Below are 19,433 nucleotides of genomic sequence, written 5' to 3'. Positions count from 1 at the left end.
GCCTCCGTGATCATTTCGCGCCGGTGACGGGGGAATCCGCTCGCTATAGTCACGGCGGTGGGTATCCGTTCGTCGCGGGTGATCGGCCGCGACGCCGAACTGGCCGAGCTCTCCGGAGCTCTCGATCGCGCCATCGCGGGTCGCGGCGGCGCGATCTTCCTCGTGGGTGAAGGCGGGATCGGCAAGTCCCGGCTCGCGATCGAAGCCGCCGCACGGGCGGTCTCCGCCGAAATCCCGGTGCTGCAGGGACGAGCCGGTTCGATCGGCCCGCTCGTCCCGTTCCGTCCGCTGGCCCAGGCACTGTGGTCGCATTTCCGCGGCGGAGGGCCGCCGTCGGCGGCCGAACTCGACCCGTTCATCCCCGTGCTCGCCCAGCTCATCCCCGACTGGGGCCGGGGCGACCGGCCACGGGAGTCGGGCTCCCTGCTGGTGCTCGCCGAAGCGGTGTTCCGGCTGCTGGCCGTCACCAGCCGCGACCGCGGCGCCCTCCTGGTCCTCGACGATCTCCAGGACGCCGACGCGGAGACACTGTTCATTCTCGAATACCTCGTCGACAACCTGTCCGCGGCGCACGTCCTCTTCGTGGGCACGCTCCGCAACGAACCCTCCGACGCCCTGCGCCTGGCGACCTCCGGCGCGCAACGGATGAGCTGCGCCGTCGTCGAACTGGGCAGGCTCGGCCTCGCCGACACCCGCGCCCTCGCCGCCGCCTGCCTCGAGACCGAGCCGGAGCGGCTTCCGCCGGCCGCGGCGGAACTGTTGTGGCGCAACAGCGCCGGTCTTCCCTTCGTCGTCGAGGAACTGCTCCACGGCATGGTGAACGACGGACTGCTGGTCGAGGGCACCGACGGCTGGCGCGTCATCGGCGAACTCCGCGCCCGCGTTCCCGCCGCGCTGGTCACCAGCATCGGCGTCCGGATGGAGCAACTCGGCGAGCAGGCGGGCGAACTGCTGTCGGTCGCGGCGATCATCGGCCGCCGCTTCCCGCTGACGGTGGTCCAGACGGTCACCGGCACCAACGACCGGACCCTCCACAACCACCTGAGCGCCGCGGTCTCGGCGAACCTGGTGACCACCGACGAGACGACACCCGGCTGGTACGCCTTCCGTCATCCGCTGACCGCGGAGGCGTTGCTGGCCCGCCAGTCACCGGCACGGAAGGCCGCGCTCGCCCGCCAGGCCGCCGACGCCGTCGAAAAGCTCTACCCGGGGCTGCCGGGTGACCTGTGCGCGCTCGTCGCGTCGCTCCGGCTGACCGCGCTGGACGAACAGGCGGCCGGACGCCTGTTCGCCGAAACCGGCCGCCGCGCCCTCGACGCGGGCGCCGCCGACTCCGCGGTCACGATGCTCACCAAGGCCGTCGACCTGCTCGCCGGGGCCGACTCAGGTGATCGGGCCGAAGTGCTGGAGACGCTGGTGCACGCGCTCGGGCAGACCGGTCAGTTCGACCGCGCCGTCGAGCTTTCCGCCGGCTTCGGCGAGATCGGCACCCTCGAACGGGCCGCGAAACTGCATACCCAGCTCGCCTGGGCCGCCTACATCGCCGGGCGGCACGACGAATGCCTCGCCCAGATCGAACGCGCCCGCGCTCCCCTCGGTTCGGCGATCTCGCCGGCTCAGCGAGCCGCGCTCGACGCCGTCGAAGCGAACCTCTGGCTGGACGTTCCCGGCCGGACGGACACGGCGGAACGGCTCGCGCGCCAGGCCTGGAAGGTAGCCGAGGCGACCGATCAGCCGTTCGTCGTCTGCCAGGCCCTGCAGGTGCTCGGCATGCTCGCGCTGTCGCGGGACCTCACCGAATCCGAGCACTACATGCAGCTCGCGCGGCGGACCGCCGAGGACAACCACCTCCACCATCTGCGCACCCAGGCGCTGGTCCGCCTCGGCGGCCACCGCGTGCTGATGAACGGCGACGAACAGACCCTGTTGCTCGCCCGCGCGGACGCCCAGCGCACCGGATCGATCACGCTGCACTGCGCGGTCGATTCCGTGCGCACCATGCACGCGATCCTGCGCTGCGAATTCGGCATCGCGCACGCGCTGCTGGCGGAGAACCTCGCCGTGCTCGGCAGGCTCCGGTTGACCGCGTTGCTGCAGTACGCCCATATGACCAGGGCGATGTCCGCCGGGCACCGGGCGGACCGCCCGGCGATGGAGCAGGCGCTCGACGACTTCCGGGAGAGCGGCGGCGAGAACGCGCAGGAGATGGTGCTCAGCATCGGGCTCGCGCGGGTCTTCTGCTCCCTGCTGGAAGAGGACTTTGACCGGGCTCGCCGCGAACTCGGCCAGGTCGTCGAGCTGGAGGAACTGCGGCCGAGCCGCTTCCACCTCGCCGGCAGGCACGGGCTCCGGACGCTGGTCGAGACCCTCCACGGCGCGCCCTGCCCGGAGGACGGCTCCGCCGTGAGCGGGATGCGGTGGAACCGGCAGTTCGTCGAATTCGCGCACGCGGTCGAGCACGGCAGACGAGGAGACGCGGTGGCGGCCGGACAGGCGGTGGCCTCCGCGCTGGAGACGTCGGCGCCCTATCCCCTCGCCCGGCATCTCGGGCTCCGGCTGATCGCCGAACCGGCCGCCGCCGACGGCTGGGGTGATCCGGCCGGCTGGCTCAAAGAGGCCGAAGAGTACTTCCACCGCAGGGAGATCCCGGCGGTGGCGGCCGCCTGCCGGACCCTCCTGCGCAAACTCGGCGCACCCGTCCGGCAGCGCCGCTCCGGGGTCGACCGCGTCCCCGGGGATCTGCGAGCGTCCGGCGTCACCGTGCGCGAGTACGAGGTCCTGGTGCTGCTCGCCGAGCGGATGGGCAACAAGGACATCGGCACCCGCCTGCACATCTCGCCGCGGACGGTCGAGAAACACGTCGCGAGCCTGCTCGCCAAGACCGGGCTCGCCGACCGTGCGGCACTCGCCGAACGCGCCGCCGGACCGCGACCTGGCATGCTGTGATCCATGAGCGACCTCATCGTGTACGGCGCCGGCTGGTGCCCCGACGTCAAACGCAGCCGTGCCCTCCTGGACTCGAAGGGCATCGAGTACGACTACGTCGACGTCGAAGCGGATTCCGGTGCGGAGGAGACCGTGCGGGCGCTGCAGAACGGTGAGCGGCGGATCCCGACGATCGTCTGGCCGGACGGCACCCATCTGGTCGAGCCGAGCGACGACGAGCTCACCGCCCACCTGAACCGGTGACCCTGCCGGACGTCCCGCTCGGCACGAGGGTCGTCGTGCGGTACCGGATCGAGGGCGGGTGCACCGACGCGCTCGGCTACCTCCGTTCCCGCGGCGACACGGAATGCACGGTGGAGACCAAACGCGGACTCGCCACGATCCGGCTGGCCGACATCGTGCTGGCGAAGACGGTCCCGCCCCCACCACCGCCGCGTGCCCGCCCGGCCTGACCACCCGTTTCGCCCCGGCGTCACCGGGTACGCCAAGGAATCCCCAGCAGGAGGTTCCCTTGGCTGCCACAGCGAAAGACCCGGACGGTCCCACCGAATTGTCCCGACGATCGTGGTGGGCGGTGCTCAAGCGGACATTCGCCCAGTTCAACCGCGACAACATGCTGGACTGGGCGGCCGCGCTCACCTACTACGGCGTGCTCTCGCTCTTCCCCGGTCTGCTCGTGCTGACCGCGATCCTCGGTCTGATGGGTCCGTCGGCCACCCAGGCACTGGTCGAGAACGTCGGCCGGATCGCACCCGGTCAGGGCCGGGACATCCTGATCGGCGCGATCGAAGAGCTGTCCAAGACCGGCGGGCTGGCCGGAACGGCGGCGATCATCGGCACCGCGGGCGCGTTGTGGTCCGCTTCCGGCTACATCGGCGCGTTCATGCGAGCGTCCAACGTCATCTACTCGATGCCCGAAGGCCGCCCGATCTGGAAGACCGTGCCGTTGCGGATCGGGCTCACCATCGCCGTGCTGATCGTGCTCGCCCTGTGTGCCGCCGGGGTGGTGGCGACCGGCGGGATCGCCCGCTACCTCGGCGACCTGATCGGTCTCGGCTCGACCGGCGTCCTCGTCTGGGACATCGTGAAATGGCCGGTGATCGCGCTGCTGGCGGGGCTCGCGTTCGCGATGCTGTACTGGGTGAGCCCCAACGTGCGGCAGCCGAAATTCCGGTGGCTGACGCCGGGCGGCATCGTTGCCGTGCTGCTCTGGGCCGCGGCCACCGCCGGCTTCGCCTTCTACGTCAGCAACTTCGGCTCGTACAACAAGGTCTACGGCTCGCTCGCCGGTGTGATCGTGTTCTTGATCTGGCTGTGGATCTCGAACATCGCGGTCCTCCTCGGCGCCGAACTGGACGCCGAACTCGCGCGCGGCAAGGAGCAGGCCTCCGGATACCCCGCCGACGACGAGCCCTTCCTCCCGCCGCGTGACACCGCGGCGATGGACGACGACGAAGCGGCCGCGGTCGCCGAAGCCGAAACGAAGAACGCCGACTGACACACGACCTGGACATCGTCGCGGGTCTCGCCGAAGAGGCACTTCCTGACTGTCCATAAGGGACACTTCCACGGCGCCAGAGCCCGAGTTGAGCGATTTGTACGGTGTGCGCGGGGGTCGTGAGTGGCAAAGAGGGTTCTAACCCTCTTTGCCACTCACGACCCCCTCGTAAAGCACCCATATCGGATATCGCCGATCCCGGAACAGTCCCCTGTGGACAGTCAAGGAAGCGCCCGCGCCCCTGTGGCAAGGCCATCACCCACGCATGTGAAGGGCTCCTCCCCTCGGCCGCGGGGAGGAGCCCTTCACATCGGAGCGCTAGCTCTTGCTCGACTTGGTGGCCTTCTTCTTGGCGTCCTTGACCTTGCCCTTGACCGTCCCGACCGCGTCCTGCAGCGGGGCGTAGGTGCCGTAAAGCGCGGGATCGGGCTTCGGAGCGGTGCCCGGTCCGCCGAGCGGCTCAGGCTCCATCAGGTACTCGATGCCGTCTTCGCCGAAGCTCCAGCCGCCCTTCGAGCCGTCCGGGCCGTCGGACAGATGCCAGATGGTGTTGTTGTGCTCCTGGTTCTCCTCGTCGAACAACGCCGTCGGCGCGATGTCGCTTTCCAGGCCGTCGGCCTTGAGTTCCTCGATCGCGGCGAGCCACTGCTTCTGGTGCACCGTGTCCCGCGCGAGGTTGAACTGCAGCATCGCCTTCACACCGGGGTCGTCGGTCATGTTGTACAACCGGGCCGTCTGCAAGCGACCCTGTGCCTCGGCCGCGGCGTTCGCCCGGAAATCGGCCAGCAGATTGCCCGACGCCACGACGTAGCGGCCGTTCCAGGGGTAGCCCTGACTGTCGCTCGGTGTGGCGCCGCCACCGGAGATGATCGCCTGCTGGGGATCCATCCCGCCGAGGATCGCCGCGGTGGCCGGATCCTTCACGGCTTCGGCCATCGTGGTGGCCGGCGCCCCTTCGAGCAGCCGGGCGACCATCGTCGCGAGCATTTCGACGTGCCCGATCTCCTCGGTCGCCGTATCCATGATCAGATCCTTGTACTTGCCTTCGATCCGGCAGTTCCAGCCCTGGAACAGGTACTGCATGGTGACGGTCATTTCACCGTAGGCGCCGCCGATGAGCTCCTGCAGCTTACGGGCGTACAAAGCGTCCGGTTTTTCGGGTTTGGCCTCGAATTGGAGCGATTTGGTATGACGGAACACAGAAAACCTCCAGAGAATTCAGGGGAGAACAGGTCAGCGCGAGTCGGCGATCGGCGCCTTGGAACCGGAGAGCGGAATGAGCCCGAGTGCGATCATCCCGATGGCGAGCCCGAGGTGCAGCCAGTTGTCGGCGGTGTTGACCGGCACGAAATTCGCCGCCGACCCGTGGTCGATCAGCAGCCCGTACAGCCAGAGCACGAGGTAGATCACCCCGCCTCCGACAAGGAAGGCCTTCGCGCCGCTCACCGTCCGGGCCAGCAGAATGCCCGCGACGCCGAACGCCAGGTGGACGATGTTGTGCAGGATCGACACCTGGAACACGCCGAGCAGCAACGCACCGGACTCGTGCCCGGCACCGCCCAGCTGGTCGTAGTTCGTGGTGACGCCGGGGATGAAGCCGAGAATGCCGACGAGCAGGAAGACCGCGCCCACGCCGAGGGCGATGAGCTGGCGCGGTGCCCGCCGAACAGTGGCCGGCGATGCAGTCATGATTTCCTCCGATCCAGGTGGAACAGGACTGTCGGACGCCCGATGGGCGAACAGCACGCGAGTACCCGGGGGAAAGCCCGTCACACCGGGAAACGGGGGTTTTCGATTCCGTGCGAATTCCCGTGTAACCCGGCCTGTCCGGGGTAGCCCCTGCGGAGCACATACGTCATCAGGAGGGTGGAAATCGTGGCCGAGGACGACACACCGCAGGCCGGGCCCGCCGGCAGGCTTTTCCGCGCCGGATTTCACGCGCTGGCGGCACTTCGCGGCGCCAGGGCCTTCCACCCGAACGGTCTACTGCTCAATGGTGAATTTCAGGCTTTACGACGCGATGAGCTCGCCCTGCCGGAGGAACCGGTCGCCGTCACCGTGCGGATGTCCAAGGGCGCCGGTCTTCCGGGACGCGTGCCTGACGCGCTGGGGCTGGCGGTGCGGATCCCCGCCGTCGGAGGCCATCCGTGGGATCTCACGTTGACCACTTCGGGCACCGGTCTCGTCGGCCGCGTGCTCCCGCGGCCGGCTCGCACCTGGACCGCCGGCCGCTACAGCACGTTGCTGCCCTACCGCACCAAGGGCGGACTGGTCTGGCTGTCGGCCCGCGCTGAGAGGCCACGGCACGCCGAAGCGTCGCTGGACGGATTGAGGCGGCTGGTGACCGAAGGCCGGTGACCTTCCTCTTCGAGACCGTCCGCGCGAACGGACATCGGAACCCCTGCGCGAGGCTGACCCTCGACGAGGTCGACGACGACTCCCCTCGTCCCGCCATCGATCCGATGCTCAACCCACCGCCCGGCTGGGAGCTGCGGCCCGGCTGGATCAGCGGGCTCCGTGAGCGCGCCTACGAGGGCAGCCGGGCAGGCCGCTGATTCACCCCGCGAGCGGCTTGTCCAGCACGGCCTTCACATGGCTGAAGTTGTCGATCGAGTAGCGCCCGTGGTAGCGGCCCATCCCGCTCTCCCCCACACCGCCGAACGGCAGTTCCGGCGCCGCGAGGTGGATGATCGCGGCACCGAACACCAGCCCGCCCGACGACGTCTCCGTCTCGATGCGGCGCTTCGTCTCCTCCGATTCGGTGAAGGCGTACAACGCCAGTGGCTTGTCGCGCTCGTTGACGAACGCCAGCGCCGCGTCGACGTCGGGAACGTCGATGATCGGCAGGATCGGGCCGAAGATCTCGTCCCGCATCACCGGGGCGTCCGGAGAGACGCCGGTGAGCACGGTGGGCGCGATGTACTTCTCGTCGCGATCGGCCTGACCGCCGACGACGACCGTTCCGTCACCAAGCAAGGCGGCGAGCCGGTCGTGATGGCGCGTCGAGATGATCCGGCCGTAGGAGTCGCTGGTGGCCGGGTCCTCGCCGAACATCGCACGGACCGTCTCGGCCAGGTGCTCAGCCAGTTTCGGGCCGGTGTCACCGATCGCGAGGACGTAGTCGGGCGCGACACAGGTCTGGCCGGCGTTGGCGAACTTGCCGTACGCGAGCCGCTGCGCGGTCACCGCGAGATCCGCACCCGGCTCGACGATCGCCGGGCTCTTCCCGCCCAGTTCCAGCGTGACCGGCGTGAGATGCTTCGCCGCCGCGGCCATGACGATCCGGCCCACCGTGCCGTTCCCGGTGTAGAAGATGGTGTCGAACTTCTGCTCCAGCAGCGCCGTCGTCTCGGGGATCGCCCCCTCGACGACCCGGACGCCCTCGACGTAGTCCGGCAGATGCTCCGCGATCGCCGCCGAGGTGTTCGGGGACAGTTCGCTCGGTTTCACGACCGCGCAGTTGCCCGCCGCCAACGCCCCGACGAGCGGCGCGAGCACCAGCTGCAACGGGTAGTTCCACGGCCCGATGATCAGCGCGACCCCGAGCGGCTCGCGTACGACGCGGCCTTCGCCCGGTCGCAGCGGGTTCGGGAGACCGGCGGGCTCCGGGGTCAGCCAGGCGTCGAGATTCTCCAGCGTGTGGTCGATCTCGTTGCGCACGAGCGCGATCTCCGCACGTTTGGCCTCGACGGCGTTCTTGCGCAGATCGGCGTAGAGCGCCTCTACGAAGACGTCGGCCTGCTCGGACAGGAGCCTCTTGAGGCCTGCGAGCTGCGTCCGCCGCCAGTCCACCGGCTTCGTGACGCCGGATCGGAAGAAGTCACGCAATTCTCCGACGACGGCTTGGGCATCCTTGCTGATCATGGTCCTGAGCCTAACCGCGGGCGCTTGTCGCCGCTCGGTATAGGGCGTTATACAGACTACGTGAAGGCCCCCTTCATTGCGTCTAGCGCAGTGAAGGGGGCCTTCACGTACTTCTGGCGCCCCAGGCCGGCGCTACGGGTAGCTCACCAGGTTGCTCGGCCGCGTGTCCGGTGGCGTCACCGCCCCGGCGTCGTTGATCACGTGCGTGATGGTCCCCTTGTAGTTCAACGAGACCGTCACCATGTTGTGGAACCGGACGCCGGAGCGGTTCGGCACCTCGAACGCGTGATACAGGTTCACCGACGGGTTGTCGTTGAAGAAGCAGTAGCTGCCAAGACCCCACGCCTCGTGCGAGGTCACGTTGTCCCCCACCTTGTACGCGGCGTATCCGTTGAGCCCGTTGGGGCTCTTCCAGCCTGCCTGATCCGGGACGTCGTACGGGATCTCGTTCTGGAAGAAGATCGTCCTGCCGTTCTGGCCGTTCCAGATCACCTGGTACTTCTGGTAGTGCTCGACGAACAGGCCGGTGGCCAGCACGTTGTCGCCGTTGACGACCACGCCGGTGTCACCGGTGTTGATCGTCCAGCCGTAGGTGCCCGCGTTGCCGTGGTCGGCCCGCCAGGCCCAGATGTGGTCGATGATCGTGTCACGGCTGTTGACGATCAGGCTGTTCGTCGCCTTCCCGGCGATCTGGCCGCCGATCCGGAAGAACACGTCCTGCAGGGTGGTCGGGTTCGCGGAGTGGTTCGCCGTCGAGCCCGCCTGCCCGACCGTGAGCAGCGACTGCGAGTTGGTCGTCCCGGCGTCGAACAGGAGGCCCTTGATCCGGACGCCGTCCACGTCGGCGACCTTCATCGCGTCGACACCGTTGTCCGGCACCAGCGTCGGGTAGCCGACGCCGAGGACGACGGTGTTCGCCTTCGTCACGTTGAGCGTCTGGTTCAGGTGGTAGACGCCCGGCGTGAAGAACAGGTTGCAGCCCTGGGAGAGCGCGGTGTTGATCGACGCCGCCGTGTCCCCCGCCTTCACCACGTAGAACTGGCTCATCGGCAGCGAGCTGCCGGGGGTGCCGCCGTTGGCCCAGCTCGGCCCGGAAGCGTTGGTGCGCAACGAAGGCAGGAAGACGCGGTACTTGCCGGAGCCGTCGAGGTACAGATACGGGACGTCACGGGACACCGGCGTGGTGCCGAGCGTCGTCTCCGGCGGGTTCGGGAAGGTGTTCGCGGGCGCGCCACTCGTCCCCGAGAAGACCATGTTCCAGACCCCGCCGTCCCAGCTGCCGTAGCTGCTGTCCCGGGTGTACCACTGCTGCTGCGAGATCGACGCGGTCTGTCCGGACACCTTGCTGTCGGCGGTGTAGCCACCGCTGGCGAACCCGTAGCTGGCCGGATAGAGCTGGAGCCCGCCGCGGATGTCCATCCGGCGGAACGGCGCGGCCTGCGCGACGGCCCAGCGGGTCGATCCGCTGCTCGGGACGACGGCCAGGTTCTCCGCCGAGCGCCAGAAGTTCTGCAGCGCCACACCCTTGTCCGACTCGTTGAACGCGTCGACGGTCACGTCGCCGTTGATCACCACGTCGCCCGGGTTCTGCCCGAGCCCCGCGACGGAGGTGTAGTAGCCGATATTGTCGTGGATGCCGTTGTACACGCCTGGCTTGAACAGGTGCGCGTACCGGCGTTCGGTGAACTGCGCGGTCAGGGTGTCCTTCTGCGCGTTGAAGTCCGCGTCGAGCCTGGCCTGGATCGACGACGCCGACATCCCGGGGTCGAAGATCCGCACGTTCGGGCCGAAGTCCGGGACCTCCGCCTGCGCCGGGCACGTGGCCTGCGTCGATCCGATGGTGTAGCTCGCCGACGCCACCGGGGAGTTCGCCGAACCGGACTTGAGCGCGATCGCGGAGATCGTCGAGGTGGCGGAGACCGTGATCGGGCCGGTGTACACAGTGGACGACGCGGTCGGCGTGGAACCGTCCACTGTGTACCGGATGGTCGCGCCGGCGGTCGCGCTCGACAACGTCACCGAGCGGGCGCTCGGATAGCTGCCACCCGGTGGATCGAACGTCGGCGAGGCGACGGTCGTGCCGCTGCCGCCGTGGGTGTACGTGAAGTGCGGGGTGTCGTACTGCGGCCCGCTCTTCTCGTAGGTGAACCAGTAGTCGAGCACCGTGCCCGCCGACAGCGAGCCGACGGTGTGCCGCCACGTCCCACCGTTTTCCGTCATCCGTACGTTCTGCTGCCCCACCCCCGGGACGCCGGTGTAGTGGATGTCGACGTACCGCGCGGGTGTCGACGGCGTGAAGGAGAACTGTGCCTGACTCGTGTTCAAGGAGGCGGCACTCTGGCTGTAGTCGGCGGCCGCGGCGGTGGCACCGCCCAGCCCGCTCGCGATCAGGAGCGCGGAAAGGCCGGCGGCGAGCACGCCGCGCACCCCTTTCCGCCGTGGGGGCCGCACAAGGATCCGGTTCACGTCGTGACACCTCCGGCGTTGGAAATCCACGGGCGAAGCAATTCGTTGCGCGCCACAACAAAGTAGCCGTCCGTGCGATATGTCCAGATCACGCTTCGGTAACAGTGGTGGTCCAAACCATTGGCTGCCCCGGACGACGCAAGGCGATACGGCCGTTCGGCGGCCGCCGAGGGTGCGATCGGGTGCCGGTCAGCGGTCGGGGACGACGTAGAGCGTCGACGCTTCCCCGCCGTGCATGGCGCTCAGACTGGTCCGGCAGGCCAGGAGGACCTCGCGGTTCGCGACGGTGTCCGGCGGGACACCGCAACCGTCGCAGAAGAGCTCGACCGAGCCCGGGAAGGCCTCCTCGACCCGGACTTCGACCGTGCGATCGCAGCGGCGGCACCAGCGATGCCCGGTAACGACCAGGACGTGCATCGGATCCGAGATGCACTGATGCACCCAGCCGCGGTGGACGTAACACGTCGTCCGGACGTGCGCGCTCAGCCCGTGTTCCTCGGCCACGTCCTCCGCGGCGAGGATCGCGGCGAGCCGCCGGTCGGGAATCTCGCTGTACCGGTCCCGGCGCCGCGCCGGCGGGGCCGAGTCCGCCGCCGAGAGCAGTCTGAGATGAGCCCTTGAGGGTGGCTGAGTCCGTAGCACCATGTGGGTCTCGACCTTTCGGCGTCCACCGGAAGTCTTATCAGCTCGTTTCCGATTTCGCCGGAGTGACACCCGTCCGGGGGACAGGGACCTGAGAAAGGTTCGTTTGTACGGCCCTTGTATTCACGCTGCCCATGCTGCCCGGACAACCGAATCCGCTCAGGAGGCAGGAATTGTTGACCAAGGTAGCCGTGCTCGCGACAGCGACCGCGCTCTCCCTCGGCGTGGCCGCCGCACCGGCCGGCGCCGAAGTGACCGCGTTGCCCGCGGCCAGCATGGAAGCGGTGCTCAAGGCCGCACAGATCGACCCGCGCCGGGCCGACAGCGCCCTGACCCCCGGCGCCAAGGACAGCGTGGTGCTGGTGGAGCAGGCGCTGGCCGACAAGGGACTGCTCGCCCAGCAGTACGTCGACGGCCATTTCGGGACGTCGACCATCACGGCGTACTCCAGCTACCAGAAGTCGCTGGGCTACACCGGGATCGACGCCTCCGGCCTGCCGGGCAAGACGTCGCTCGAGAAGCTGGGCGAGGGCCGGTACACCGTCACCGCGGTGGTTTCGGCGGGTAGCCGCCTGACCTACCACGGCAAGACGATGAACACGCGGACCAAGGCGATGCTGGTGAAGGCCGAGGGTCTGCTCGGCAGGCAGCTCACCATCACGCAGGGCTCGTACAACCCCGGCGGCGTCGGCGCTTCGGCCGGGACGCACGACGGTGGCGGCGCGCTCGACATCGGCGTCGAGGGCATGTCCTCGACCACGCGGACCGACGTCGCCCGGAAGCTGCGTCAGGTGGGCTTCGCGGCTTGGGTCCGGACCCCGGCGCAGGGTTTCGCCTACCACATCCACGCCATCGCGCTGTCCGATCCGGACCTGTCGTCGGGTGCGCAGCACCAGGCCGGTGACTACTACCTCGGCTACAACGGCCTCGCCGGCCGCGGTTCCGACGACGGCCCCGCCGTCACGCCGAAGCTGACCTGGGAGGAGTACCAGCGGTCCTGACCCCGCTGGCCGAAGGCCACCTTCGCCGACGTCGATCGTCGCGAAGGTGGCCTTCGGGCTGTCCGGGAACCCCCGGGTAGGCTTCGGCGCGACGGCAAAACCAGCGGGAAGGGAACATCGCGTGGAGGCTCAACCGGTCGGTCAGTGGCTCGACGAGCTGGCATCGAAGGCCTCGACGCCCGGTGGCGGCGCGGGCGCCGCGATGAACGCCGCGGTCGGTGCCGCCCTGGTCTCCATGGTGTGCAACCTGACCATCGGCAAGCCGAAGTACGCCGAGCACGAGGCCACCATGACCGAGGCGCTGGCCAAGGCCGAAGACCTCCGTGCGCGCGCTCTAGGCCTCGCCGCCGACGACGCCGCCGCGTTCGACGCCGTGGTCGCCGCGTACAAGCTCCCCAAGGCCACCGACGAGGAGAAGCAGGCGCGCACCGCCGCGATCCAGGCCGCGCTGGTCGGCGCCGCCGAGGTCCCGTTGCGCACGGCCGCCCTCGCCGCCGAGGTCATCGACGTCGCCGCGTCGATCCTCGAAGGCGCCAACACCAACGTCATCTCCGACATCGCCGTCGCGGCTTCGTCCGCCAAGTCCGCGCTCGAATCCGGCGTGGTCAACGTCGAGGTGAACCTCGCGTCCATGGCCGACGAGCAGCTCCGCAAGGAGACCGAGGCCCGCCTCACCGAGTACACCCCCGCCGCCGGGCGCGCCGACGCCCTCATCGCCCAGGTTCGCGAAAGGCTCGCCCGATGACCCTGATCGACGGACGCGCGATCGCCGCCGCCATCACCGCCGAGGTCACCGAGACCGCCGCCAAGCTCCGCGAATCGGGCACCGCCCCGACGCTCGCCGTGCTCGTGCCGACCGACGACGACGCCACCGCCTGGTACGTCCGCTCGATCGAGCGTGCCGCGAAGAAGGTCGGCGTCGACTGCCGCGTGGTCCAGCTCGAAAAGCCGACCGGCGAGGACGTCACCCGCGAACTCGACAAGCTCTCTGCCGACCCGTCGGTCCACGGCATCATCTGCCAGACCCCGTTGCCCGAAGGGGTCACGCTCGACCACGTCGGCGCGCATATCGATCCGGCCAAGGACGTCGACGGCGCCAACCCGGTCAGCCTCGGCCGTCTCACCGCGGGCCTCCCGACCTACGCGCCCGCCACCGCCGCCGCGGTGCTGGAGATCCTGAAGCGCGAGCAGGTCGCCCTGTCCGGTGCCCAGGTCGCCGTGGTGGGCCGCTCGACCATCGTCGGCAAACCCGCCGCGCTGCTGCTGCTCGGCGAGCACGCGACGGTCACCGTCTGCCACTCCCGCACCAAGGACCTCGCGGCGGTCACCAAGACCGCCGACGTCCTGGTCGTGGCCGTCGGCCGCGCGCACTTCATCGGCGCGGACCACGTCAAGCCCGGCGCCGTGGTGATCGACGTCGGCACCAACCCGACTCCCGAAGGCGGTCTCGTCGGCGACGTCGACCAGGCCACGGTCCAGGAGATCGCCGGTTCGATCACGCCGGTCCCCGGTGGCGTCGGCCCGGTCACGACGTCGCTGCTGCTGCGGCACACCGTCACCGCCGCGCAGTCCTGATCCACCGGAGGCGGCGAGTCCACTGAGGACTCGCCGCCTTTCGCTTGCCCGTGATCAGGCGCCGCACTCGCGTGATCAGACGCGTAACTCGCGTGATCAGAGACAGCACACGAAGTTACGCCTCCAATCACGCCAGTTACGCCTCCAATCACGTGAGTTACGCCTCCAATCACGTGAGTTACGCCTTCAAGCACGTGAGTTACGTCCCGATCACCGTCTCCACCACCTTCCGCACCTGGGCCACCTCCGGCGCCGGAGCGGTGCGGTCGGCGTAGAGCAGGTGTGTCGCACCGATGAGCGTCGCCGCGAGGGTCTCGACGTCGGCGTCCGCCGCGACCCGGCCCTTCGCCCGTTCCGCGTCGAGATAGCCGCCGATCATGACGGCGGCCTGGGTCAGCACCGGAACCCCCGCTGGCCACTCGCGGCGCAAGCGGGCGCGTAGTTCGTCGCGGAAGATCACGAGCGGGACGATCGCGACCGCGACCGACTCGAACACCGCGGTGAGCGCCGAGGTGAGGTTGTCCACCACCGTTCCGGTACCGACGGCCTCCCGCAGACCCTTCTCGTCCAACTTCTCGATCCGGTCCAGCACGAACTCGGCCAGGAATCCGTCGAAGTCGTCGAAATGCCGATGGAGCACGCCTTTCGCGCAGTCCGCCTCAGTGGTCACGGCGCGGCTGGTGAGCCCGCTCGGCCCGTCCCGCAGCAGGACACGCTCCGCCGCGTCGAACAGTTGCGCGCGGACGGCGCGCAGGGCTACCCCGGTCGGCATACGGCTCCCTTGCGTTGACGAGTGGGCAAGTGCCCACTTAAGGTGGGCGCATGCCCACTCTACCCTCGGGGCAAGAGCCTCACCGCTATCGACAGGCCGCGGAATCCTTCGGCGCGGACGTCGAACGCTACGACCGGACCCGGCCCGCCTATCCCCCGGAACTCATCGGTCACCTCATCGCCGCCGCCCCCGGCCGCGAGGTCCTCGACGTGGGCGCCGGCACCGGAATCGAAGCGCGCCAGTTCCAGGCCGCGGGTTGTCGCGTGCTGGGCGTCGAGCCGGACTCGCGGATGGCCGAGTTCGCCCGCCGGAGCGGCATCGACGTCGACGTCGCGAAGTTCGAGGAATGGGAGCCGGCCGGACGCCGGTTCGATCTGCTCGTCTCCGGGCAGGCCTGGCACTGGGTCGACCCGGTGGCGGGCGCCGCGAAAGCCGCCGAAGTACTACGGCCCCGCGGACTCCTGGCCGCGTTCTGGCACGTACCCGAACCGCCGGAAGAGGTCGCGAACGCCTTGGCGGACGCGTACCGGCGGCTCGTGCCGGATTCCCCGATCGACCTCGACAGCGTGCCGAAACAACCCTCTGACCCGTACGGGCCACTCATCGTGAAGGTCGCCGACGGCCTGCGCGAAGCGGGCGGGTTCGCTGAGCCGGAACGAAGCCGCCACGACTGGGACCGGGTCTACACCCGGGACGAATGGCTGGACCAGCTTCCGACGTTCGGCTCGCTGACTTGGGTCGAATCCGCAGTGCGACAAGAGATCCTCGCTGAGGTCGGCGCGGCGATCGACAAGATGGGAGGACGGTTCACCGTCCGCTACGCCACCGTCGCGATCACCGCGGTCCGGGACTGACCCGCCGGTGACGGGAGCCGCGCCGCTCCCGTCACCGGCGCCCGTCAAGGCGTGACGGGGATATTGGTCAGCCCGTTCACCGCCCTCGACACGGTGTTGGACGCATGGACGACGTTGGGCCGGTCCGAGCACTTCGACGTCGACGTGATCTTAATGGCGTACTGGCCGACCCCGCCGAGATCGGACTTGTTGTCCCGCCACACGTTCCCGCACCCGTTCGGGAACGACGGGGTGGTCCCGGGATTGTGCGTCTCGTAGCCGTTCGCGAACGTCCCCGGCGAAGCGAAGGTGCCGGTGTTCCCCTCGATCACGTAACCGGATCCCTTGACGTCGACCCAGGAATCGGCCGAGTTCTGCCCGGAAACCCCTTGGCCGTCGAAGGTGTTGCCCCGGATGACACCGTCCACGGTGCCCTCCTTGACATCGATGGCCTCCGCCGCGACGTACGGTCCGATGTGGTTGTCAAGCACTTGGATCCGGTCGCTGCGGTCGGCCCCGCCGGAGTTCCCGTGGCACGCCCAGTTGGAATTCGCCGAGCCGAGGTAGACGCCCTCGCCGTAACCCGCCTGTACGAGGCCGGTGTGGCTGATCGTCGAATCGCGGATGACGCTGTCCGCCGAGGAACGGCGGAAGTGCACGGCCTCCTCGTCGATCCGGTGCACTCGCACTCCCTCGATCACGGTGTGGTGCGAGTTGTCCGCGACGATGCCCTTCTTCGACTCCTGCACGGTGAAGCCCTTGAGGTGCCAGTACGGCGCGCCGTAGAGCCAGAACCCGTACCCGGAGTCCCAGCCCGCGGTCGGCGCCGGGCAGGAAGGCGCTTCACCGGACGGGCCGTCGTTGATCAGGACCGCCGTCGCCGGTCCGGTCACCGTGATCGGCGCGCCCGCCGTGCCGGGTTTCGTGGCCACGAACGAACCCCGATAGGTTCCGGCGGCCAGCCGGATGGTCTGGCCGGGCCTCGCGGCGGCCAGCGCGGCCTGTAGTTCCGCCGCCGTGCTCACGTCGATCACGTCTCCCGCGGGGACGCTGGTGGTCGTGGTCGGCGGTTTGGTCGTGGTCGTGGATGGGTTCGTGGTGGTGCTCGGCGCCCCTCCCCCGCACGGGCTGCCGTTGACCGTGCAACCGGTCGGCAGGCCGAGCCCTTTGGTGTTGAAGCCGAACGACGCGGTGCCGCCGGGTTTGATCGTGCCGTTGAAGCCGGCGTTGGTGACCTTGTAGTGCTGGCCGGTCCTGGTGAGCACCGAACTCCACGACGTCGTGATCGTGGTGCCTTCGGGTAGATCGAACTCGATCGTCCACTGTGTACTGTTCGCGTCACCCGCGTTGGTGAGTGTGTACTTGCCGCCGTATCCGCTGTCCCACGCCGAGCTCTGGGCGAAGGTCGCGGTCAGGCTGGGCGCGGCGGCCTCGGCGGTGACGACAGCGCCGAACAGGCCCGCCGCCGACGCCGTGGCCGCGATCGCGGCGAGCAGTCGTTTCCTCGTCATTCCGTGCCTCCGCATTTCGTTCCGGCGATCGAGCACGCGACCGGCAGTCCCTGACCGGCGGCGTTGAAGCCGAACGTCGCCGTGCCGCCGGGTTTGACGCTCCCGTTGTGGGCCGCGTTCCCGAACCGGTAGTGCTGGCCGGTCCTGGTCAGCACCGAACTCCACGAACCGGTGATCGTTGTCCCGGCGGGCAGGTCGAACTCGACCGCCCACGAACCGACGGCGGCCGAACAGGTGTTGCTGATCGTGAAGGCGCCTCCGTAGCCGCTGTCCCATACCGACTTGCGGGTGAACGTCGCGTTCAGGCACGCGCTCGGTGTCTGGGTCGTCGTCGAAGTGGTGGGGCTCTGGCTCGTCGGCGAGGTCGGTGAAGTCGGGGAAGACGGCGGGGTGCCGTCGACGGACTTCAGGAACAGCGACGACGCGGCGTCGGTCTTGCTCGCGTCGACGCCGTGCCCTCCGGTGTAGTCCCGCTGCTCGTTCTTCGCCCAGTCGGCGATCGGTGTGCCGCCGATGTCGAGGTGTTTGTACGCGGCGCCGTCCCAGCCGAAGGAGTAGACGCGATGCCGGTCGGCGTAGAAGTCGTTATACGGGCCGTTGTCCGCGAGCTGCTTGGTCATGGCGTTGTTGAAGAACACGTTGCGGTACCCGGAAGCGCCCGACCACTTGACCGCCTTCTTGCCCGCGCCCCACCAGATCGGGAACCAGTTCGAGTCGTCGGGACCGCCGCCGCCCTCCTCACCGCAGTTCGCCCGGCAGTTCCCGGAGCGGTGCGCGTACGGGACCTTGACCGTGTTGAGCTCGAACAGGTTGTTGCGTTCCCAGCCGCCGTGCAGGTTCAGATCGGAGTCGAACGAGTTGCCGATCACCACGTTGCCCGCGGCGGACCACTGGAAGGTGAAATGCCGCAGCAGGGTGGAGGTGTTGCCGGCGTAGAGCGAATCCCAGACCCGGGAGCCGCGGAAATAGCCGTTGCCGCCCTTGCCCTTGTTCCACGATCCGTGGAGTTCGTTGTCGACGATCTGGAGGTTCTTGGCCTCCTCGGTGACGATCGGATGCGATCCCGTCATATCCGCGCGGATACCGCGGACCCAGGAGTTCGCCGCCCATTTGAAGACGATCCCGTGCATCTCCGCCGCCGGCGCCATGTTCCCGTAGTTGTTGTTCGCCTCCGCGGGGTGCAGGCCCGGCATATCCTGGGTGAAGCCGAGGTTCTCGAACCCGACACCGAGCACCGGGTCGACCAGCGGTGCCGCCTTCGAGTCGTAGGTGGCACCGTCGATCGGGGCCGAACCGTCCGAAGTGGAGTTCACCGGGACGTCGTACTCGAGCGGTTTGTCCAGGGTGATCGTGCGCGCGGACGTGTCGAGCGCCGCGATCGTGAAGATCTGCTGGCGCATGTGCATGTTCAGCAACGGGAACGTGGTCGGCGTCGCCTGTTGCTGCTCGTAGAACTTCCGGGAGTTGGCCGCCCTGATGTTGACCAGGTTCCCGGCGGCGAGCGCGGTCAGCGCCCCACTGCTCGCCAGATGGACGACCTTGTCCCCCGTCCGCGCGGCGAACGCGGTGTCGCCCGGTTTGCCCCGCAGCTTCACCCCGGCCTTCCAATGGACGTTGATCGTGCCCTCGAAGATGTCCTTGCGGTTCGCGGGCGCCGAGGCGTGGTCGCTCGCGTAGGACGTGTGCACTCCCCGGGACTGGACACGGAACAAGCCGCGACCGGGCCACAGCCATCCGCCCTTGCCCGCACCCGAGGTCATCCCGTCCTCGTCCCAGTCGGAACCGTCCGGGGTGAGGGTGTCGTAGAGGGTGTTCGCGTCGGGTTTGTAGACGAACTTCGTGGCGTCCTTGCCCGCACCACGCAGGATCAGGTAGTCGGCGTCGACGTGAATCTCGTGCGTGACGTCGAACCGGCCCGCCGGGAAGGTGATCGTGCTCAGTTTGGTGTAACTCCCGGACGGCGAGCACGCGCTCTTGACCCCGTCGATCGCCGCCTGGATCCCGTTCGTGTCGTCGGCGCCGTCGTCCGGTTTGACGTTGTACTGGCTCGCCAGCTCGGCCGCGGTGACCTGGCAGGTGGCGTTCGGATTCACCTCACCAGAGCCGGGCAGCGCGGCACCGCCGCGATACCCGGCCTTGGACCAGTCGTAGAGGCCAGGGACCGGCGCGCGGCGATTGGCCGCTCCGAGGTCGAGGCCGAGGAGCGCGCCGGGGCCCGGCGCCGCGTACGCCACCTGGGGCGGTACCTGCAGGAGCGCGGCGGTGGCGACCACGGCGGCGACCGCCGGGAGAACGGCACGACGAAGAGGACTTTTTCGGGACACC

General features: G+C 68.8%; 18 protein-coding genes. 10 read left to right on the top strand and 8 right to left on the bottom strand.

Features of this window, described 5'->3' with window-relative positions:
• Window positions 1–57: 57 nt before the first annotated feature.
• From H4W30_RS44495 to H4W30_RS08780, 4 genes are read left to right on the top strand one after another with little or no spacing between them, the layout of a single operon-like run.
• Complete coding sequence (locus H4W30_RS44495) at window positions 58–2,946, top strand: helix-turn-helix transcriptional regulator (protein ID WP_192742313.1); 2,889 nt, start codon at window positions 58–60, stop codon at window positions 2,944–2,946.
• A 3-nt stretch (window positions 2,947–2,949) separates the two neighbouring features.
• Window positions 2,950–3,189 carry a glutaredoxin family protein gene (locus tag H4W30_RS08790; RefSeq protein ID WP_126733136.1) on the top strand — a complete coding sequence of 80 codons (240 nt, stop codon included), beginning with the start codon at window positions 2,950–2,952 and terminating at the stop codon, window positions 3,187–3,189.
• Window positions 3,186–3,398 carry a putative acetyltransferase gene (locus H4W30_RS08785; protein WP_192742312.1) on the top strand — a complete coding sequence of 71 codons (213 nt, stop codon included), beginning with the start codon at window positions 3,186–3,188 and terminating at the stop codon, window positions 3,396–3,398. The genes H4W30_RS08790 and H4W30_RS08785 overlap by 4 nt, the downstream gene beginning before the upstream one ends.
• A 59-nt stretch (window positions 3,399–3,457) precedes the next feature.
• Window positions 3,458–4,444 carry a YihY/virulence factor BrkB family protein gene (locus H4W30_RS08780; RefSeq protein ID WP_225948830.1) on the top strand — a complete coding sequence of 329 codons (987 nt, stop codon included), beginning with the start codon at window positions 3,458–3,460 and terminating at the stop codon, window positions 4,442–4,444.
• Window positions 4,445–4,762: 318 nt separating this feature from the next.
• Here H4W30_RS08780 and H4W30_RS08775 read toward each other — a convergent pair whose 3' ends face one another.
• Both H4W30_RS08775 and H4W30_RS08770 read right to left on the bottom strand, forming a co-directional pair.
• Window positions 4,763–5,644, bottom strand: coding sequence for a manganese catalase family protein (locus H4W30_RS08775; RefSeq protein ID WP_192742310.1), 882 nt, complete (start codon window positions 5,642–5,644; stop codon window positions 4,763–4,765).
• Window positions 5,645–5,677: 33 nt separating this feature from the next.
• Window positions 5,678–6,133: a DUF4383 domain-containing protein gene (locus H4W30_RS08770; RefSeq protein WP_192742309.1), complete on the bottom strand. Its 456-nt coding sequence runs from the start codon at window positions 6,131–6,133 to the stop codon at window positions 5,678–5,680.
• 186 nt (window positions 6,134–6,319) lie between these two features.
• On the opposite strand from H4W30_RS08770, the gene H4W30_RS08765 reads away from it, so the two are divergent.
• Complete coding sequence (locus H4W30_RS08765; RefSeq protein ID WP_225948829.1) at window positions 6,320–6,802, top strand: hypothetical protein; 483 nt, start codon at window positions 6,320–6,322, stop codon at window positions 6,800–6,802.
• Window positions 6,799–6,999, top strand: coding sequence for a hypothetical protein (locus H4W30_RS43665; RefSeq protein ID WP_225948828.1), 201 nt, complete (start codon window positions 6,799–6,801; stop codon window positions 6,997–6,999). The genes H4W30_RS08765 and H4W30_RS43665 overlap by 4 nt, the downstream gene beginning before the upstream one ends.
• 1 nt (window position 7,000) lies before the next feature.
• Here the strand turns inward: H4W30_RS43665 and H4W30_RS08760 are convergent, their stop codons facing one another.
• From H4W30_RS08760 to H4W30_RS08750, 3 genes are all read right to left on the bottom strand, one after another.
• Window positions 7,001–8,359 (bottom strand): aldehyde dehydrogenase family protein, encoded by a 1,359-nt coding sequence (locus tag H4W30_RS08760; protein WP_318780569.1) that lies wholly within the window; start codon window positions 8,357–8,359, stop codon window positions 7,001–7,003.
• An 81-nt stretch (window positions 8,360–8,440) separates the two neighbouring features.
• Window positions 8,441–10,774 (bottom strand): chitobiase/beta-hexosaminidase C-terminal domain-containing protein, encoded by a 2,334-nt coding sequence (locus H4W30_RS08755; RefSeq protein ID WP_192742307.1) that lies wholly within the window; start codon window positions 10,772–10,774, stop codon window positions 8,441–8,443.
• A gap of 189 nt (window positions 10,775–10,963) precedes the next feature.
• Entirely contained in the window at window positions 10,964–11,419 is a 456-nt protein-coding gene (locus H4W30_RS08750) for a hypothetical protein (RefSeq protein WP_192742306.1), read from the bottom strand.
• Window positions 11,420–11,589: 170 nt separating this feature from the next.
• Here H4W30_RS08750 and H4W30_RS08745 point away from each other — a divergent pair, with 170 nt between their 5' ends.
• The 3 genes from H4W30_RS08745 (at window position 11,590) to H4W30_RS08735 (ending at window position 13,992) form a co-directional block, all read left to right on the top strand.
• Complete coding sequence (locus H4W30_RS08745) at window positions 11,590–12,417, top strand: peptidoglycan-binding protein (protein WP_192742305.1); 828 nt, start codon at window positions 11,590–11,592, stop codon at window positions 12,415–12,417.
• Window positions 12,418–12,538: 121 nt separating this feature from the next.
• On the top strand, window positions 12,539–13,162 hold the full coding sequence (locus tag H4W30_RS08740) for a cyclodeaminase/cyclohydrolase family protein (RefSeq protein ID WP_126735132.1): 624 nt from the start codon (window positions 12,539–12,541) through the stop codon (window positions 13,160–13,162).
• The gene (locus tag H4W30_RS08735) at window positions 13,159–13,992 is read left to right on the top strand and encodes a bifunctional 5,10-methylenetetrahydrofolate dehydrogenase/5,10-methenyltetrahydrofolate cyclohydrolase (protein WP_192742304.1); all 834 of its coding nucleotides are present in this window, start codon (window positions 13,159–13,161) and stop codon (window positions 13,990–13,992) included. The genes H4W30_RS08740 and H4W30_RS08735 overlap by 4 nt, the downstream gene beginning before the upstream one ends.
• Before the next feature lie 199 nt (window positions 13,993–14,191).
• Here the strand turns inward: H4W30_RS08735 and H4W30_RS08730 are convergent, their stop codons facing one another.
• Entirely contained in the window at window positions 14,192–14,764 is a 573-nt protein-coding gene (locus H4W30_RS08730) for a TetR/AcrR family transcriptional regulator (RefSeq protein ID WP_192742303.1), read from the bottom strand.
• A gap of 50 nt (window positions 14,765–14,814) precedes the next feature.
• Here H4W30_RS08730 and H4W30_RS08725 point away from each other — a divergent pair, with 50 nt between their 5' ends.
• Entirely contained in the window at window positions 14,815–15,618 is an 804-nt protein-coding gene (locus H4W30_RS08725) for a class I SAM-dependent methyltransferase (protein ID WP_192742302.1), read from the top strand.
• A gap of 44 nt (window positions 15,619–15,662) precedes the next feature.
• On the opposite strand, the gene H4W30_RS08720 is transcribed toward H4W30_RS08725, so the two are convergent.
• Together H4W30_RS08720 and H4W30_RS08715 are read right to left on the bottom strand one after the other, a co-directional pair.
• A complete protein-coding gene (locus H4W30_RS08720) occupies window positions 15,663–17,108 on the bottom strand; it encodes a cellulose binding domain-containing protein (protein ID WP_192742301.1) in 1,446 nt (481 codons plus the stop codon).
• Window positions 17,105–19,432: a cellulose binding domain-containing protein gene (locus H4W30_RS08715; protein WP_318780560.1), complete on the bottom strand. Its 2,328-nt coding sequence runs from the start codon at window positions 19,430–19,432 to the stop codon at window positions 17,105–17,107. Before H4W30_RS08715 ends, H4W30_RS08720 begins: the two co-directional genes overlap by 4 nt.
• Window position 19,433: the final 1 nt, after the last annotated feature.

Origin of the sequence: Amycolatopsis roodepoortensis (assembly GCF_014873915.1) — a bacterium.
Classification (GTDB): Bacteria; Actinomycetota; Actinomycetes; order Mycobacteriales; family Pseudonocardiaceae; genus Amycolatopsis; species Amycolatopsis roodepoortensis.
This window is presented reverse-complemented; position numbering and strand designations above follow the sequence as displayed.

Excerpts from the sequence above, each read along its gene's own strand:
- H4W30_RS08790 (WP_126733136.1), top strand. The coding sequence starts at position 2,950 with ATGAGCGACCTCATCGTGTACGGCGCCGGCTGGTGCCCCGACGTCAAA.
- H4W30_RS08770 (WP_192742309.1), bottom strand. The coding sequence starts at position 6,133 with ATGACTGCATCGCCGGCCACTGTTCGGCGGGCACCGCGCCAGCTCATC.
- H4W30_RS08750 (WP_192742306.1), bottom strand. The coding sequence starts at position 11,419 with ATGGTGCTACGGACTCAGCCACCCTCAAGGGCTCATCTCAGACTGCTC.
- H4W30_RS08735 (WP_192742304.1), top strand. The coding sequence starts at position 13,159 with ATGACCCTGATCGACGGACGCGCGATCGCCGCCGCCATCACCGCCGAG.
- H4W30_RS08730 (WP_192742303.1), bottom strand. The coding sequence starts at position 14,764 with ATGCCGACCGGGGTAGCCCTGCGCGCCGTCCGCGCGCAACTGTTCGAC.
- H4W30_RS08725 (WP_192742302.1), top strand. The coding sequence starts at position 14,815 with ATGCCCACTCTACCCTCGGGGCAAGAGCCTCACCGCTATCGACAGGCC.
- H4W30_RS08720 (WP_192742301.1), bottom strand. The coding sequence starts at position 17,108 with ATGACGAGGAAACGACTGCTCGCCGCGATCGCGGCCACGGCGTCGGCG.